The organism is Dorea acetigenes, from assembly GCF_025567385.1.
Lineage (GTDB): Bacteria > Bacillota > Clostridia > Lachnospirales > Lachnospiraceae > Claveliimonas > Claveliimonas acetigenes.
Genome location: NZ_JAOQJU010000007.1, coordinates 115,356 through 129,503 on the forward strand (window position 1 = coordinate 115,356; position 14,148 = coordinate 129,503).

The window sequence follows — 14,148 nt, forward strand, 5'->3', positions numbered from 1 at the left end:
TAACTTACTGCTGCAGCGCTCCCACAAGCGCAGGAATCAGTTGTTTCTTTCTAGACACTACCCCTTTCAGAACCATATGTTCCGTATCCTCCGGCAGGTCAAAGGCGTCAATAATCGTCTCTCTTGCACCATGTCCCTGGCACAATAATTCTGAAGATTCGTCCAGGATATCCGTCAGCATCAAATAAATCATATCCAGGCCATGCTCCTTCATCGCTTTCTCCAGATATGGCTCCAGCTTCTTTCTTACTTCCTGAAGTTCTTCCTTACTCATAGAATTAATCTGACCTACCCCAAATATCTTGTCTCCCACGGTAAACTGTTTGAAATCCTGGAAACAGATTTCTTCTGCTGATTTTCCCTTCAGATTGCTTCCGGCATTAAACATCCCGGCAGCCATATCTTCCAGCTGAATATCCGCAATCTCAGCAAGCGCCTCCGCCGCCGCCTCGTCTACCGCCGTGCAGGTCGGGGAACGGAAAAGCAGCGTATCTGAAATAATGGCAGAACATAAAAGCCCCGCTATCGTCGGTGTAATCTCCACTCCCGCTTCCTGATACATCTGATAAATAATGGTCGCTGTACAGCCTACCGGCTGATTCCGGAAAAATACCGGTCCCATAGTTTCTATGCTTCCCAGCCTGTGATGATCAATAATTTCCATGATTTCCGCTTCTTCAATGCCATCCACTGCCTGCGATTTCTCATTATGATCCACCAGGATGACCCGTTTTTTACTCACGCTCATGAACCGCCGCCTGGATATAAATCCTTTAAAATTACCGTGGCGGTCCAGGATTGGGAAATCACGGAACTTCTTCTTCGTCATAATTTCCTTAATATCCTCCACATAATCATTCATGTGGAACGTCACCAATGGTTCTGTACTCATAAAATATCTGACCGGCACGCTCTGATTAATCAGACGCGCCGCTGTAAAAGTATCATACGGCGTCTTGATAATCACAATACTCTGTTCCTCCGCCTTCGTCAGCAGCTCCTCCGGCACTTCTGCATTCTGGCAAAGTACAATACAGCTTGCATCAATATCTACCGCACAAGCCTGCGATTCATACCTGTTGCCCAGAATTACCAGGTCATCCTTCCTTATAAACTCTTCCATCATCTCCGGACTGGAAGCTCCGATCGTGACCTTTCCCTTCACAAAATAGCCATGCTCATTCCCACAGACAAGGGTCCCGTCTAATGTCTCGACAATATTCTTATACTGAGTTCTTGCCTCAGCAAGGATTGTACTGTCATATACATCCATGTAAGACTTTGCAATATCTCCTGTCGATATGACTCCTACCAGTTCTCCTTCCTTGAGAACCGGAATCGTCTTCACTCCATCCTTCTTCATCAACTCCCAGGTATCCTTGATCGAAACATTCGGTTCTACACCTTTCGCCTTATGGATATCCATATCCTTTACCTGAAGCTTTACATTCGACAATAATCTGGGTGCCTCCACTTTAAACTTGCGCAGGACATACTGAGTCTCTTCATTAATCTGACCGGCACGCTTTGCAACATACTCACGCCCTGTGATTTCTTTTTTCAAATGGGCATATGCAATTGCCGAGCAGATAGAATCTGTATCCGGATTCTTATGCCCCACAACATATACTCTTCCTGATCTTCTTTCCATAGTTTCACATCCTTTTCTATGTCTCTACAGTAAGATTGCCATTTTTTTCGCCCTTCGTCAACCAGAAAATGCTTCTATTGCATTTTTTCTTTGAACAACACTGGTATTATATGCTATAATAAATGAAAGTGCGAATAAAATCATTGCGTATCCATATATCATGTATCCACTGACACGCACGTTTGAAAAATACGGAATGAGAAAGGACTATTATTATGAGCGAAGAATTATTACAAAATGAAGCAGCTACAGAAGAAACAACACCAGAAGAGACAAAGCCGGAAGAAGCAACACCGGAAGAAACTATGGCCGATCTGGAAGAGCATTTTGACGACGCCAACCCATGGAATCTTGTAAAGGATTATATGGAAAAAGGCACCATTCTCCCTGTTAAGGTTGAAGGAATTGTGAATGGCGGAGCCATTGCCATGGTAGAAGGGCTGCGTGGATTCATTCCCGCTTCCAAATTGTCCCTGTCTTACATCGAAGATCTGGAGACTTATCTTTTAAAAGATATCGAGGTCAGGGTCATTGACGTAAATCAGGCTGAAAACCGCCTTGTATTATCTGCCAGAGAAATTCTGAAAGAAAAGGCCAAAAAGGAAATGGAAGAAAAGATTGCCAACGTAAAGGTTGGAACTGTCATGGAAGGAAAGGTAGAAAGCCTTCAGAATTATGGCGCTTTCGTACGCCTGGAGGACGGTCTGTCCGGACTTGTCCACGTATCCCAGATCAGCCAGAAGCGCGTCAAATCTCCAAAGGATGTTTTGAACGTAGGCGATGAAGTAAAGGTAAAGGTTATCGGCATCAAAGACGGCAAGATCAGCCTCAGCATGAAGGCTCTGGAAGAAGTGGTAAGAGACGAACCAGAAGAAAAGGTTGTCATTCCCAAATCCGAAAGCATAGGAACCAGCCTGGGCGACTTATTCAAAAACATTAAATTATAATACGTAACAAAAGGCAGGCCATGCACTTTGGTCTGCCTTTTGTTATGATGGGAATTAGTTTTTATTTTTACAGCAGTTCTTATATTTCTTACCAGAACCACAAGGGCATAGATCATTGGGATATACTTTCCTGCTCTTTGCCTGACTAAAGGGAATAATTTCCCCGGAACCGGACTGCCCATGGGGCGCCGGGATCCCCGTGCTCTGCTTCCGCAGCTCATTCGGCGTAAATCCCCGATTTGTCAGCATTCTGGTATGATTCCACAAATCGTGAATGCGCTTTACCAATCCTTCCAACTGCCTGTCATTTTCAAGAACCATGCCGAATTCTTCCAGCGTATCAAAAACCTCCTGCATATCACAGCCGCTGCATATCTTTCTCTGGATAATCCCTATTACAAAATCTATCTCATCCACAAATACATTCATTTTACCTGTCAGATACTTTTTCAGCTCGCGCGCCTGCTTACAGACGGGGAAACTCCCTTTTGTTCCCAGGCAAATAATTTCTTCATAGCTTGGGATATAATATTCCTTATTTCCCTGAACCTGAAGCAGCCCCCGATCATCCGGATAAAACTCACATTGGTATACGTTATGATTCACAATGACAGATTCCGAAAACTCCGGCGGGATTTTCTCAATTTTTTCCCTCACTTCATCCACTGTCATCCGCACATCCGGATTTCTATTCACAAGCTGCATCAGAACTTCTTCCGGAACAATCCCATGCAGAATCCCGGACGCTCTGAGACAGTACAGCAGATAACTGCGTTTCTTCCTCTCATCTTCAAATCCCGCATCCTTAAAAGACCGATATATCTCCGCCACTTTCTTCGGCACTACCACTCTCCCATCCGTAACCATACCGACATAATTCGCTTCATACAGACTCATGAGATTGTTGCAATCCCGGGATTCATACAATCCATCTGCCCTGGCGGCCTTTTCAAATTCTTCTATTTCCGCATCTCCCAGACACAGAAAATACTGTTCCATAACCTCCGGTTTCAGCATATAAGCAACGATTCTTTCTATCAGCTTATTTTTATTGAGTCCGGAAATTCCCGTCAATCCTTTATCTCTGGCAATTTCTTTCAGATCTTCTTTCTCAAAATCTGAAAAAACCGCTTCCAGAGTCGTCCGCTCCTCTTCCGGCTGAAAAACAGAATATTTTAGCATATCCGCCATTTTTTGAAAAGACTCTTCCATTACATGCTTACCGGACTTTATAATCTGCGAGTTCTTATTCTTATCCTTCTTCGTAGCGCAAAGGCCCAACCTGCCATTGTATATATCCTCATAAAGCTCACTCTGCATCCGCTTCTCGCCTTTTCCCCATCGATAGAAATACCGTTCCTGCAGCCTGTGATTAACCGCTTCCATATCATACTCACACGGATATCCCTGCATCTCCAGCCAGGCAAGCCGTTCTTCGTATTCCGGATGATTCTCATCCTTTATAATATCCATGTAATCATAATAGCCATAGATACCGCCGCAGTCCTCCGGCGGGCAATTTCCCTTGTATTTTATAACACGGGGATACTCCTCGGAATAATCATCTATGATTTTCTCTACCGTTACCCGGTGCTGCCAGTCATCTCCCAGGTCATATGTATAAGTAAACCAATCGTTTTCTTCCAGATATTCCCTGATATATGTCGTACTTGCCTCAAGGTAATCATAAGGTCCATATCCTATATCCATAAACTCATCTGCATCCTCAATGATCCGAAGCTCCAGATGATAAAATTCAACTTCAAAGGAATGATAACCGCTCCATCCCATAACTTCGTTCAATATCATACTCAGCTGGGAGAAGGTAATCCCTGCCGGGACAATGACTCTTCGCCAGATGGGAGGCTTGGAATTCTTAATGACAATTTTCAACTGAAATGCCTTCATATTATAATCCTTTCGTATGGTCATTCGTGAATTTATCCACAATTCCCGCAGCACATTCTACGCAGCGGATGCAGCATGACAGGGGCTGCTGCCCCTTCTCCGTCAACAGATCCCGGCAATAGATGGAACCCATCTCGTCCCGGAATTTTGCAGCTGCCTCCCGGAACTTCCTGTAGGTATCTGCCTTGGTAAGTTTCGGATTCTCCATATCTCCCGCACTGTTCGCAAGGCTGATGGTAAGGAACATCCCTGTCACTGCCCCGCAGGTGTCCTTAAGCCCGCCCATGCCGGAGCCAAAACCTTCCGTCATCTTAAATACATCTTCTTCTCTCATCCCCAGCTCTTCGCAGTAGGCACACGCCACCGCCTGGCAGCAATTATACCCTTTCATAAACCGCTCTACAGCCATCTCTTTTTTCGCTTCCATAATTAATCCATACCTATACCTTTCTCCAAATCCCTGAGCCAGCTTGCCACACAGGCATCACTTGGCATTCTCCAATCTCCCCGGGGTGACAGAGCCACGGTACCTACCTTGGGTCCATCCGGCAGGCAGGAGCGTTTGAACTGCTGGCTAAAGAACCTCCAACAGAATGTGCGGAGCCATTTCTGAATGGTTTCCTCATCATATTCCCCGGCAAATGCAAGCTTCGCAAGGCGGTAGATTTTTGCCGGTTCATAGCCAAAGCGAAGCATATAATACAGATAAAAATCATGCAGCTCATAGGGACCCACCAAGTCTTCTGTCTTCTGGGCGATCTCTCCGTCTTTTGGCGGAAGAAGTTCCGGGCTTACCGGCGTATCCAGTACATCGTAAAGCACCGTCTTCAATTCTTCATCCTCTGCAGTATCGGCATAATACTGTACAAGATGGCGCACCAAAGTCTTAGGCACAGACGCATTCACCCCATACATGGACATATGATCTCCATTGTAAGTAGCCCATCCCAGCGCTAACTCGGACATATCGCCCGTGCCGATAACCAGTCCGCCTTCCTGATTGGAAATGTCCATCAAAACCTGAGTGCGCTCACGTGCCTGTGAATTCTCATACGTAACACTGTGGTCTTCCGGGTCATGGCAAATATCTTTAAAATGCTGCGTTACCGCCTCTGCAATCGGCACTTCCCGCAGAGAAGCCCCCAGCTTTACTGCCATCTTACATGCATTTCTGTAGGTTCTGTCTGTCGTCCCGAAGCACGGCATTGTCACTGCAATTATCTGCTTCCTGTCCATTTCCAGATAATCAAATGCTTTCGCCGTAACCAAAAGAGCCAATGTAGAATCTAATCCGCCCGAAATTCCTACTACCGCACTCTTAGCATGGGTGTGGGCAAGACGTTTCTTCAGCCCCATCGCCTGGATCGTCAGAATCTCCTCACAGCGTTTCGCCCGCTCTGCTTCTGCCCCCGGCACGAAAGGACGGGAGTCAAACTTCCTGGTAAGCCGGGTCTGTGTCATCTCTATCTCAAAGGGTACACGGAACAGCCGCCGCTCTCCCGCCGTCTGGAAGGTGGTATTCTTCCTCCGCTCACTCAGCAGGCGCTTCACATCAATTTCGGTATAAATAACGCCATTCTGAAACCGCTTGCTGGCAGCAAGGACGGTTCCATTTTCCGCAATTATATTGTGTCCGCCAAATACCAGATCTGTGGTGGATTCACCTTCTCCCGCATTTGCATAGACATATCCGGCAATTAGCCGCGCCGACTGCCCTTCGATCAGGCTCCGGCGGTAAGCCGCCTTGCCGATGGTCTCATCACTGGCAGAACAATTGACGATAATCGTTGCCCCCTCTCTTGCCGCCTCAATACTGGGCGGTATCGGAGACCAGACATCCTCACAGATTTCTGCCGACACCACCAACTGTTCCATACAGGAAGCCGTAAATAGAATCTGCGGGCCAAACGGAACCTTTTCTCCATCAAAGAAAATTTCTCTGGCAGTTTCCGGGCCTTCCCGAAACTGTCTCATTTCATAAAACTCCCCATAATTCGGGAGAAATGTCTTCGTCGTCAATCCCAGAATCCTGCCATGATTCAGCGCCGCCGCCACATTATAAAGCTCCCCGTCCACAGAGATGGGCGCTCCTACAAAAATCAGTGCGTCCTTATCCGCCGTATGCGCCGCAATCTTGCGGAGCGCTTCTCTTGCATGGTCAAGCAGCACCTCCTGGGTAAATAAGTCGCTGCAGGTATAACCGGTAATACAAAGCTCCGGGAACACGATAATCTTGGCTCCTTCCCCTGCCGCCTCATCCATCATCCGGCAAATCTGCTCTGTATTGTAATCCACATCCGCCACCCGGATATCCGGTGTTGCAGCCGCCACCTTCACAAATCCCTGTCTCATACTGTCCTCCTACGCATCCCTTTTTTGTTATCTGCTTCTCTTTATAATTTCCTTTAATTCCTCAATCGTATACGTATACGCTGTATTGCAGAAGTGACATTTCACCTCAATATCCTCTCCCTCATCAATCATTTCCTGGATATCCTTTCTTCCAATGCTCACAACTGCCTGCTCCACTCTTTCTTTCGAGCAATTACAATAAAATCTGGAAGGCATTGTATCCGTAATCTCCAATCCCAAATTCCCGAGAAGCTCTTCTAATAGCTGCTCCGGCGTATAGCCCTTATCCAAAAGCTCTGTGACAGAAGTTACTTTCTTTAGATTTTCCTCCAGTTTGTCAATGGTTTTCTCTTCTGCAAATGGCATGAGCTGGATAATAAATCCTCCTGCACGCCGGACTGTATTGTCTTTTTCCATCAGCACGCCCAATCCTACGGAAGAAGGCACCTGCTCAGAATTTGCAAAATAATAGGTCAGATCCTCCGCAATCTCACTGGTTACAAGGATGGTCTGCCCGACATAAGGTTCCTTCAGCCCCATATCCTTAATGACATTCAGAAGACCGATTCCTACCGCCCCTCCCACGTCCAGTTTCCCATTCTTCGGCGGAAGCATAACCTCCGGATTGAGCACATACCCTTTCACATCGCCATGTGCATCTGCCGTAACCGTAATTCCTCCCAAAGGGCCATCTCCGCGAATCTGCAGGGTCAGCATGTCTGTATCGTTTTTCATCATGCTTCCCATCATCGTTCCCGCCGTCAGAAGCCGCCCGAGGGCTGCCGTTGCCACAGGGCTTGTCCCATGATGTTCCCTGGCAGTCTCAACCACGTCTCTTGTTGTCGCCGCAAATGCACGGATCTGATTATCCGCCGCCGTTGCCCTTACGATATAATCTGTCATCTCCTTTGATTCCTTTCTTCTTCCTTTTTCTCTTTTAATAGTATATCTTTTTCAGCTTAAAATAGCAATTATTTTCCCTGCTCTCTTGCTACCACGCAGATTCTCTCACTTTTTTCGTGAGGCGGATCCATGGTATAGGCGTCATAGGCAGTTACATACTCAAGCCCCGCCCACGCAATCAAGTCCTTCATCACATCTAAGGTATAGGCTCTCTGAAGATGAAGCTCCTGATATTTCCGATACAGCTCTTTTTCTTCTTTGATAAAAAGCGTCAATTCATATTCATTCATCTGCTGGTCTTCATAATAATAGTTTTCCCAGATAAAACTGCAATCGTCCCTATCCTCTGCTATCGTCTGGTTCCCCAGAACTTCCCGGTATTTATACTCTGTATTAAAATCAAAAATAAAGATTCCTTTCGGATCCAGATAGTTATTTACCAGACGAAATACCTGCTCAAGTTCCTTCTCGTCCGTAATATAATTGACTGAATCGCAGGCGCTGATTACTCCGCGGACGGTTCCATATAACTCAAACTCCCGCATATCCTGCATTAAATAAAGAATATCCCAGCCGCTTTTCTCCTTCTTTTCCATGGCAATCTCCAGCATTTCCCCGGAATTATCCACTCCAATCATATCATATCCCTTCGCCGCCATCTTCTCCGTCATACTGCCTGTGCCGCAGCCCAGATCCAGAACAAGGCCATCTTCAATTCCGTATTCTCTTAAAATTGCTGCCAAATATTCCGCCCACTCTTCATAAGGGACATTATCCATAAATGTATCATAAACTTCTGCAAAACTGCTATAAGCATCCACCCTGTATTCACCTCTCATCATCCAGCATTTCTGGTTCTTTATGGGTCATTGTATCCCTCTGATTCCCCTCTGTCAATACCTGCGGCAAAGAGCCGGAAAACAATTAGGTACAGGACAAATCGCGGTTAGGTACAGGGTAAATGTTAATTGCAGACGTAGTAAAGCGTCGCTTTACTACGTCTGCAATTAATTAAATTCCTTCTGTTTCGATGATGAATTTTGTGCTTCCGTCCATTCCCTCTTTGATTCCGGCAAAGGATTTATACGTTCTTCCCAGGTCTGACATTGCCTGGATTCTCTCTATTACCGTGTTAATATCTCCCTCAAAGATTTCCACTAATTTGTCAATTCCTGTCTCTTTAAATTCTTTCATACCATCGGCAAGTTCCTGATTGCCATCTGCCAGTGATGCAGCTCCGTCCTGTAAGGTTTCGGCTCCTGTTTTTAATGCATCTGCCCCTTCGTCTACTGCCGTTGCTCCGGCTGCCGCCGCATTAGCTCCCGCGGCGAGCTGACCGACTCCGGCGGCAAGCTGAGTGCCTCCGTCTTGCAGCTCTTTTGTTCCGTTAAGCAGAAGACTGCTATTTGCATTCAACTGCGCTGCTCCGGCTGCCAGGCTGTCTGCCCCGTCCGAAACCTGCGCGGCGCCGGAAGCCAATGCTCCGCTTCCGTCAGACAATGCTCCGATTCCTGCCTGAAGTCCCTGGGCACCTTCTGTGAGCGTCCCCATTCCTGCCGCAAGATTGTCTGCACCGCCCTGCATCTGCTGCAAGACATATTGTGCCGTCCCGATTGCCTGAGCAAGTTCCGTGGTTCCTGTTACCGTCGTATTCTCCGCTGCACCGGCAAGGGATGTACTGACAGCATTTCCAACAGACTGGGAAACTGCCGCTGCTGCAGTTTCCGCCTCTTCCTGAGACAGTCCGTTTGCCGTCAGCGTGTCAACCACAGAAGCATAAGCCGCCTCCGCCGCATCAGACGCCACGCCGTCCAACGGAATCTGTACGCCAATTCCCTGCGCCGCTTGTGCCGCTCCCGTAAGAGCCTGTGATAAAGAATCCATTCCTCCTCTGATGCCTGTAATTCCTTCATTCACGCTGCCACAGCCCGCCACGACTTTATCCGCACCGTCTTTCGCGCTTGCAAGTCCTGCCTGGGCGGTAAGCACACCTTCTTCCAGCGCTTCTGCTCCCACGGCGAGCTGTCCGCTGCCTGCCGCAAGATCACTGACGCCTCCTGCATAGGCATTTACGCCATCTGCAAGTTTATTCACACCGGCAGTCAAATCCCCGGATTTGTTGTATAAAAGATTCACGCCGTCCGCCAATTCATTTACCCCATCTGCAAGTGAGCCGCTGCCGCCTGCCAGCGTTCCTGCACCGGCCGAAAGTTCTGCTGAGCCATCGGAAAGCTGCTTAGCTCCGTCTGCCGCCTGCGCCGAACCATCCACCAACTGTTCAGATGCATTTGCCAGCTCATCAATCGAATCCCCAAAACTATCAAAATCATCTACGTCTTCCAGTCCAAATTGTTCCAACATTGTAGACGACGCTACCGTAATCGTAGGTTCGACGGATACATTTTTAACGTCAGCCGTAATGGTAATACTTTCCGGCAGGTCAATATCCAGCTCTTCCAAATCCAGATTATCTTTTAAACCGGGAAATCCAAGTCCTACTACAATATCCTTATCCGCATCGGAAATGATTTTTCCACTGTCAATGGTCACATTTTTATATTCATCGGTAGGAAGCATCATTGTCGTAACCATGGTAAACGGCAGATACATCTCTTCTTCCTTTCCGTCCACCATCACTTTTTCCTTTGTTTTATTAACATATTCAATATGAATCTCCGCTTTTCCGCTTTTTCCACTAAATTCTTCAGCACTTACTTCCTTCCCGTCTAATTTGTAAGAAACCTTCACCTCCACAGGAAGCTCTTTCTCCGTCGTTCCCTGATAATAAATATCATTTCCCTTTGCATTCCAGCTAATCGTATCTCCACTGCCTGTGGTAAATGTTTCCTCGCCCTTTATATTCTTAATTTCCTCCAGTCCGGACAAATCTTCCAATTCTCCGGTTCCTGTATTTTTCAGCCACTCTGTTACGGTGGTATTTGTTGCTTTGCCGGAAGGATCCGCTTTTACATACACAGATTCTTCCTTATACATGTCTGTTGTACCGGATTCGTCCGCCGCTTTTACCTGTGAGAGATGGCGCTGGTAACCGTAGGTTCCTGTCATACCCATTGTCAGAATAAATGCCATAGTCCCTGCTGCAATTCTTTTCTTTACATTTTTCTTCATAAAAAACTACCTCCTGTTTTACTCTGCCTGTTTTGGCAGGAAATCTTTACTGGTTTTCACGATTACTTTATCAAATACCATGAACATGGACGGGAGTACAAGTACAACCACGGCCATACTGATAATTGCTCCCCTTGCCATCAAGATACAAAGCGAACTAATCATATCAATATTCGAGTACAGCCCTACGCCGATAGTTGCGGCAAAAAAGCTGAATGCGCTAACCAGGATAGACTGCGCCGACGCGCGGTGAGCAATCGTAATCGCATCATATTTACCAGCTCCCCGGCTTCGCTCTCTTTTGTATCTTGTAGTCATCAAAATCGCATAGTCTACCGTAGATCCAAGCTGAATGGTCCCAATTACAATGGATGCCACGAAGGGCAATGTAGTTCCCGTATAGTACGGAATTCCCATATTAACAAAGATTGCAAATTCAATCACGCCTACCAAAATCACCGGAAGAGATATGGATTTAAATAAAATCATAATAATGATAAATATAATTCCAATAGACACAGCGCTTACTGTTTTAAAATCTTTGTCTGTAATCTCAATCAGATCATTGGTAAGCGGACCCTCTCCTATCAACATTCCGCCCTCGTCATACTGGTTTACGATTTTATTGATTTCTTTGATCTGCCTGTTTACCTCATCTGTTGCCACTTTATATTCCGAATTCACCATAACCATCTGATACTTTCCATTCTTCAGCATACTCGTAACTGATTCCGGGAGCATATCTGACGGCACGCCCGGACCTACCAGTTTATCCAGACCCAGCGCCCATTTTACACCATCTACTGTTTCCACTTTTTTCAGCATTTTGCTTACATCTGCAGCCGGGACAGAACTATCCAGAAGAAGAATATGGGTCGTATTCATATCATAGTCTTCTTTTAACTTCTCATTAGCAATTACACTAGGCAGATCCTTCGGCAATGTTTCATCCAGGTTATAATATACGCCCGTATGATTATTTCCATAAATTGCCGGAACCAGAAGAACCAGGAACACCGCCACATAAACAATATAGTGCTTCGTCACTTTCTCAGACAGCTTTCCGATATCCGGCAAAAGTGGTTTGTGCTTCGTTTTTTCTATCCATTTATCACAGCAAAGAATCATGGATGGCAGAATCGTTACACAAGCAATTACCCCAAAAATAACTCCCTTTACCATTACCACGCCAATGTCCATTCCCAAAGTAAATGTCATAAAGCAAAGAGCTATAAATCCGGCAATTGTAGTGACAGAGCTTCCAATTACAGAAGAAAATGTCTGGGATATGGCATGTGCCATCGCCCGTTCCTTATCACCGCCATACCTCACCTGCTGCTCTTCATAGCTGTGCATCAGGAAAATGGAATAATCCAGCGTAACCCCAAGCTGCAGGACTGCCGCCAGCGCTTTGGTAATATAAGAAATTTCCCCCAAAAAATAATTACTTCCCAGATTGTAAAGAATCGCCATTCCAATGCTCAGCAAAAAGAGAACCGGCACAAAAAAGGAGTCCATGGTAAGTCCCAATACGATAATCGCCAGCGCCACTGCAATCAGCACGTAAAGAGGCGTCTCTTTTTCTGCCAGATTCTTGGTATCCGTTACAATAGCTGACATCCCGCTTAAAAAGCACTGCTTTCCTGCCAGAGAGCGGATTTCCTCAATTGCATCCATGGTTCCGTCTGCCGAAGTTCCTTCGTCAAAGAAAATCGCCATCATCGTACCCGTATCCGAATTAAACACATTATAAATGTCATCCGGAAGCATACTCTCAGGAATGGATATGTCTGCTACCGAATCATACCACAGCACATTTGTCACATGTTCCACATCCTCAATCTTTTCCTTCAGCCTGACAACATCTTTATCTTCCATGCCATCTACGATAAACATGGAAAATGCTCCCACTCCAAAGTCCTCCACCATAATCTCCTGCCCCTGCATGGTCTCAATATCTTCCGGCAGATACGTAAGCACATCATAGTTGACTTTCGTATTGGCATATCCGAACACAGCGGGAACCAATAACAAAATACTGGCTATCAGGATAGGAATTCTGTACTTTACTACTTTCTTTCCAAATTTAACCATAACTTCAGCTCCTTTTTCTTTTTATGACCGTTAGTCATTTATTGCATTAAGCACTATACTATAAAAATGACTTTTAGTCAATATATTTTTGACTTTTAGTCATTTTTTCTCATATCACTTGCAATTGGGAGTTTTTTCTGGTTATAATATATCTAAGGAGTGCTGATACGATGGGAAAAATAGAAGAAAAGAAAAAGAGAAAAAAAGAAACGCTTTTTAATACTGCGTACGAATTGTTTACCACAAAAGGAATCCTTGGCACCACCGTTTCCGACATTGTAGAGAAAGCGGGAGTTGCGAAGGGAACCTTCTATCTTTATTTCAAAGACAAGTATGATATTAAAAATAAATTAATTGCACATAAGACCCACGAACTATTTGATTCCGCCAATACTGATTTGGAAAAAGCCGGAATCCACGGTTTAGAAGAAGAATTAATCTACATTATCGACCATGTAATCAATACTTTAATGAAAGACCAGCCCCTGCTGAACTTTATTTCTAAAAATCTGGTAATGGGAGCGCTGAAATCTGCATTGCTGACAGGTGAAAGCACAGACAGGGATATTTATGAAAAATTCCTTGACCTGGTAGAGAAAGACGAATATTCCTACGAAGATGTGGACGTTATGCTTTTTACAATCGTAGAGCTCGCCGGCTCCACTGCTTACAATTCTGTCATCTATCAGGAACCCTTGCCGATCGAAGAATACAAACCATTTCTATACCGGACAGTGCGCCTGATTATCGAAAGCCACCGGACAGAGAAAAAAATTACAAAAGAACAGGAATAACAAAAGAGGCTGCGCAAATTGCGCCAGCCTCTTTTGTCAACTATTTATCTGTTAGAATATGAGATAACAACTTTATTTATCGAATGTCTCCATGAATCTCTGGATAATAATCGAGCATTCTGCACGGCTTGTGCCGCCCTGTGGGTCAAGACGATAAGAACCATCTTCATTTTCTTTTCCTTCAATGATTCCATTTTCTACTGCCCACTTCATAGCAGTTTCTGCGAATTCGCTTACCTGTCCTGCATCAGAAAAGCTGCTGAGGTCTGCCGTCTTTGAGATATCATATTTCTTATAATCCGCATAACGGTACATCATAACTACCATCTGCTCACGGGTAATCGGATCGTTCGTTCCAAAGTATCCGGAA

11 protein-coding genes are annotated in these 14,148 nt (G+C 45.5%); 2 read left to right on the top strand and 9 right to left on the bottom strand.

Annotated features, from left to right (window positions below; all coding sequences use genetic code 11):
- Positions 1 to 4 precede the first annotated feature (4 nt).
- Positions 5 to 1,651, bottom strand: a complete 1,647-nt coding sequence (locus tag OCV99_RS08270; RefSeq protein WP_158369636.1) for a putative manganese-dependent inorganic diphosphatase — start codon at positions 1,649 to 1,651, stop codon at positions 5 to 7.
- A 215-nt stretch (positions 1,652 to 1,866) separates the two neighbouring features.
- On the opposite strand from OCV99_RS08270, the gene OCV99_RS08275 reads away from it, so the two are divergent.
- Positions 1,867 to 2,598: a S1 RNA-binding domain-containing protein gene (locus OCV99_RS08275; RefSeq protein WP_158369638.1), complete on the top strand. Its 732-nt coding sequence runs from the start codon at positions 1,867 to 1,869 to the stop codon at positions 2,596 to 2,598.
- A gap of 54 nt (positions 2,599 to 2,652) precedes the next feature.
- On the opposite strand, the gene OCV99_RS08280 is transcribed toward OCV99_RS08275, so the two are convergent.
- The 7 genes from OCV99_RS08280 to OCV99_RS08310 form a co-directional block, all read right to left on the bottom strand.
- A complete protein-coding gene (locus tag OCV99_RS08280) occupies positions 2,653 to 4,530 on the bottom strand; it encodes a plasmid pRiA4b ORF-3 family protein (RefSeq protein WP_158369667.1) in 1,878 nt (625 codons plus the stop codon).
- Entirely contained in the window at positions 4,508 to 4,933 is a 426-nt protein-coding gene (locus OCV99_RS08285) for a C-GCAxxG-C-C family protein (protein WP_158369640.1), read from the bottom strand. Before OCV99_RS08285 ends, OCV99_RS08280 begins: the two co-directional genes overlap by 23 nt.
- A 2-nt stretch (positions 4,934 to 4,935) precedes the next feature.
- Positions 4,936 to 6,858 carry an NAD(+) synthase gene (locus OCV99_RS08290; RefSeq protein WP_158369642.1) on the bottom strand — a complete coding sequence of 641 codons (1,923 nt, stop codon included), beginning with the start codon at positions 6,856 to 6,858 and terminating at the stop codon, positions 4,936 to 4,938.
- Between the two features lie 27 nt (positions 6,859 to 6,885).
- Positions 6,886 to 7,761 carry an Hsp33 family molecular chaperone HslO gene (gene hslO / locus OCV99_RS08295; RefSeq protein ID WP_158369644.1) on the bottom strand — a complete coding sequence of 292 codons (876 nt, stop codon included), beginning with the start codon at positions 7,759 to 7,761 and terminating at the stop codon, positions 6,886 to 6,888.
- A 68-nt stretch (positions 7,762 to 7,829) separates the two neighbouring features.
- Positions 7,830 to 8,582 (bottom strand): class I SAM-dependent DNA methyltransferase, encoded by a 753-nt coding sequence (locus OCV99_RS08300; RefSeq protein WP_158369669.1) that lies wholly within the window; start codon positions 8,580 to 8,582, stop codon positions 7,830 to 7,832.
- 190 nt (positions 8,583 to 8,772) lie between these two features.
- Positions 8,773 to 10,890 carry a YhgE/Pip domain-containing protein gene (locus tag OCV99_RS08305; protein WP_158369646.1) on the bottom strand — a complete coding sequence of 706 codons (2,118 nt, stop codon included), beginning with the start codon at positions 10,888 to 10,890 and terminating at the stop codon, positions 8,773 to 8,775.
- A gap of 18 nt (positions 10,891 to 10,908) precedes the next feature.
- Positions 10,909 to 12,984 (bottom strand): efflux RND transporter permease subunit, encoded by a 2,076-nt coding sequence (locus OCV99_RS08310; protein WP_158369648.1) that lies wholly within the window; start codon positions 12,982 to 12,984, stop codon positions 10,909 to 10,911.
- A gap of 170 nt (positions 12,985 to 13,154) precedes the next feature.
- Between OCV99_RS08310 and OCV99_RS08315 the strand changes: the two genes are divergently transcribed.
- Positions 13,155 to 13,778, top strand: a complete 624-nt coding sequence (locus OCV99_RS08315; protein WP_158369651.1) for a TetR/AcrR family transcriptional regulator — start codon at positions 13,155 to 13,157, stop codon at positions 13,776 to 13,778.
- 72 nt (positions 13,779 to 13,850) lie between these two features.
- On the opposite strand, the gene OCV99_RS08320 is transcribed toward OCV99_RS08315, so the two are convergent.
- The coding region (locus OCV99_RS08320) for an S-layer homology domain-containing protein (protein WP_158369653.1) at positions 13,851 to 14,148 on the bottom strand (298 nt) is incomplete at its 5' end.

What these genes read in the sequence shown, in the direction of transcription:
- OCV99_RS08270 (WP_158369636.1), bottom strand. Translation starts at nt 1,651, where the DNA reads ATGGAAAGAAGATCAGGAAGAGTATATGTTGTGGGGCATAAGAATCCG.
- OCV99_RS08275 (WP_158369638.1), top strand. Translation starts at nt 1,867, where the DNA reads ATGAGCGAAGAATTATTACAAAATGAAGCAGCTACAGAAGAAACAACA.
- OCV99_RS08280 (WP_158369667.1), bottom strand. Translation starts at nt 4,530, where the DNA reads ATGACCATACGAAAGGATTATAATATGAAGGCATTTCAGTTGAAAATT.
- OCV99_RS08285 (WP_158369640.1), bottom strand. Translation starts at nt 4,933, where the DNA reads ATGGAAGCGAAAAAAGAGATGGCTGTAGAGCGGTTTATGAAAGGGTAT.
- OCV99_RS08290 (WP_158369642.1), bottom strand. Translation starts at nt 6,858, where the DNA reads ATGAGACAGGGATTTGTGAAGGTGGCGGCTGCAACACCGGATATCCGG.
- hslO (WP_158369644.1), bottom strand. Translation starts at nt 7,761, where the DNA reads ATGACAGATTATATCGTAAGGGCAACGGCGGCGGATAATCAGATCCGT.
- OCV99_RS08305 (WP_158369646.1), bottom strand. Translation starts at nt 10,890, where the DNA reads ATGAAGAAAAATGTAAAGAAAAGAATTGCAGCAGGGACTATGGCATTT.
- OCV99_RS08310 (WP_158369648.1), bottom strand. Translation starts at nt 12,984, where the DNA reads ATGGTTAAATTTGGAAAGAAAGTAGTAAAGTACAGAATTCCTATCCTG.
- OCV99_RS08315 (WP_158369651.1), top strand. Translation starts at nt 13,155, where the DNA reads ATGGGAAAAATAGAAGAAAAGAAAAAGAGAAAAAAAGAAACGCTTTTT.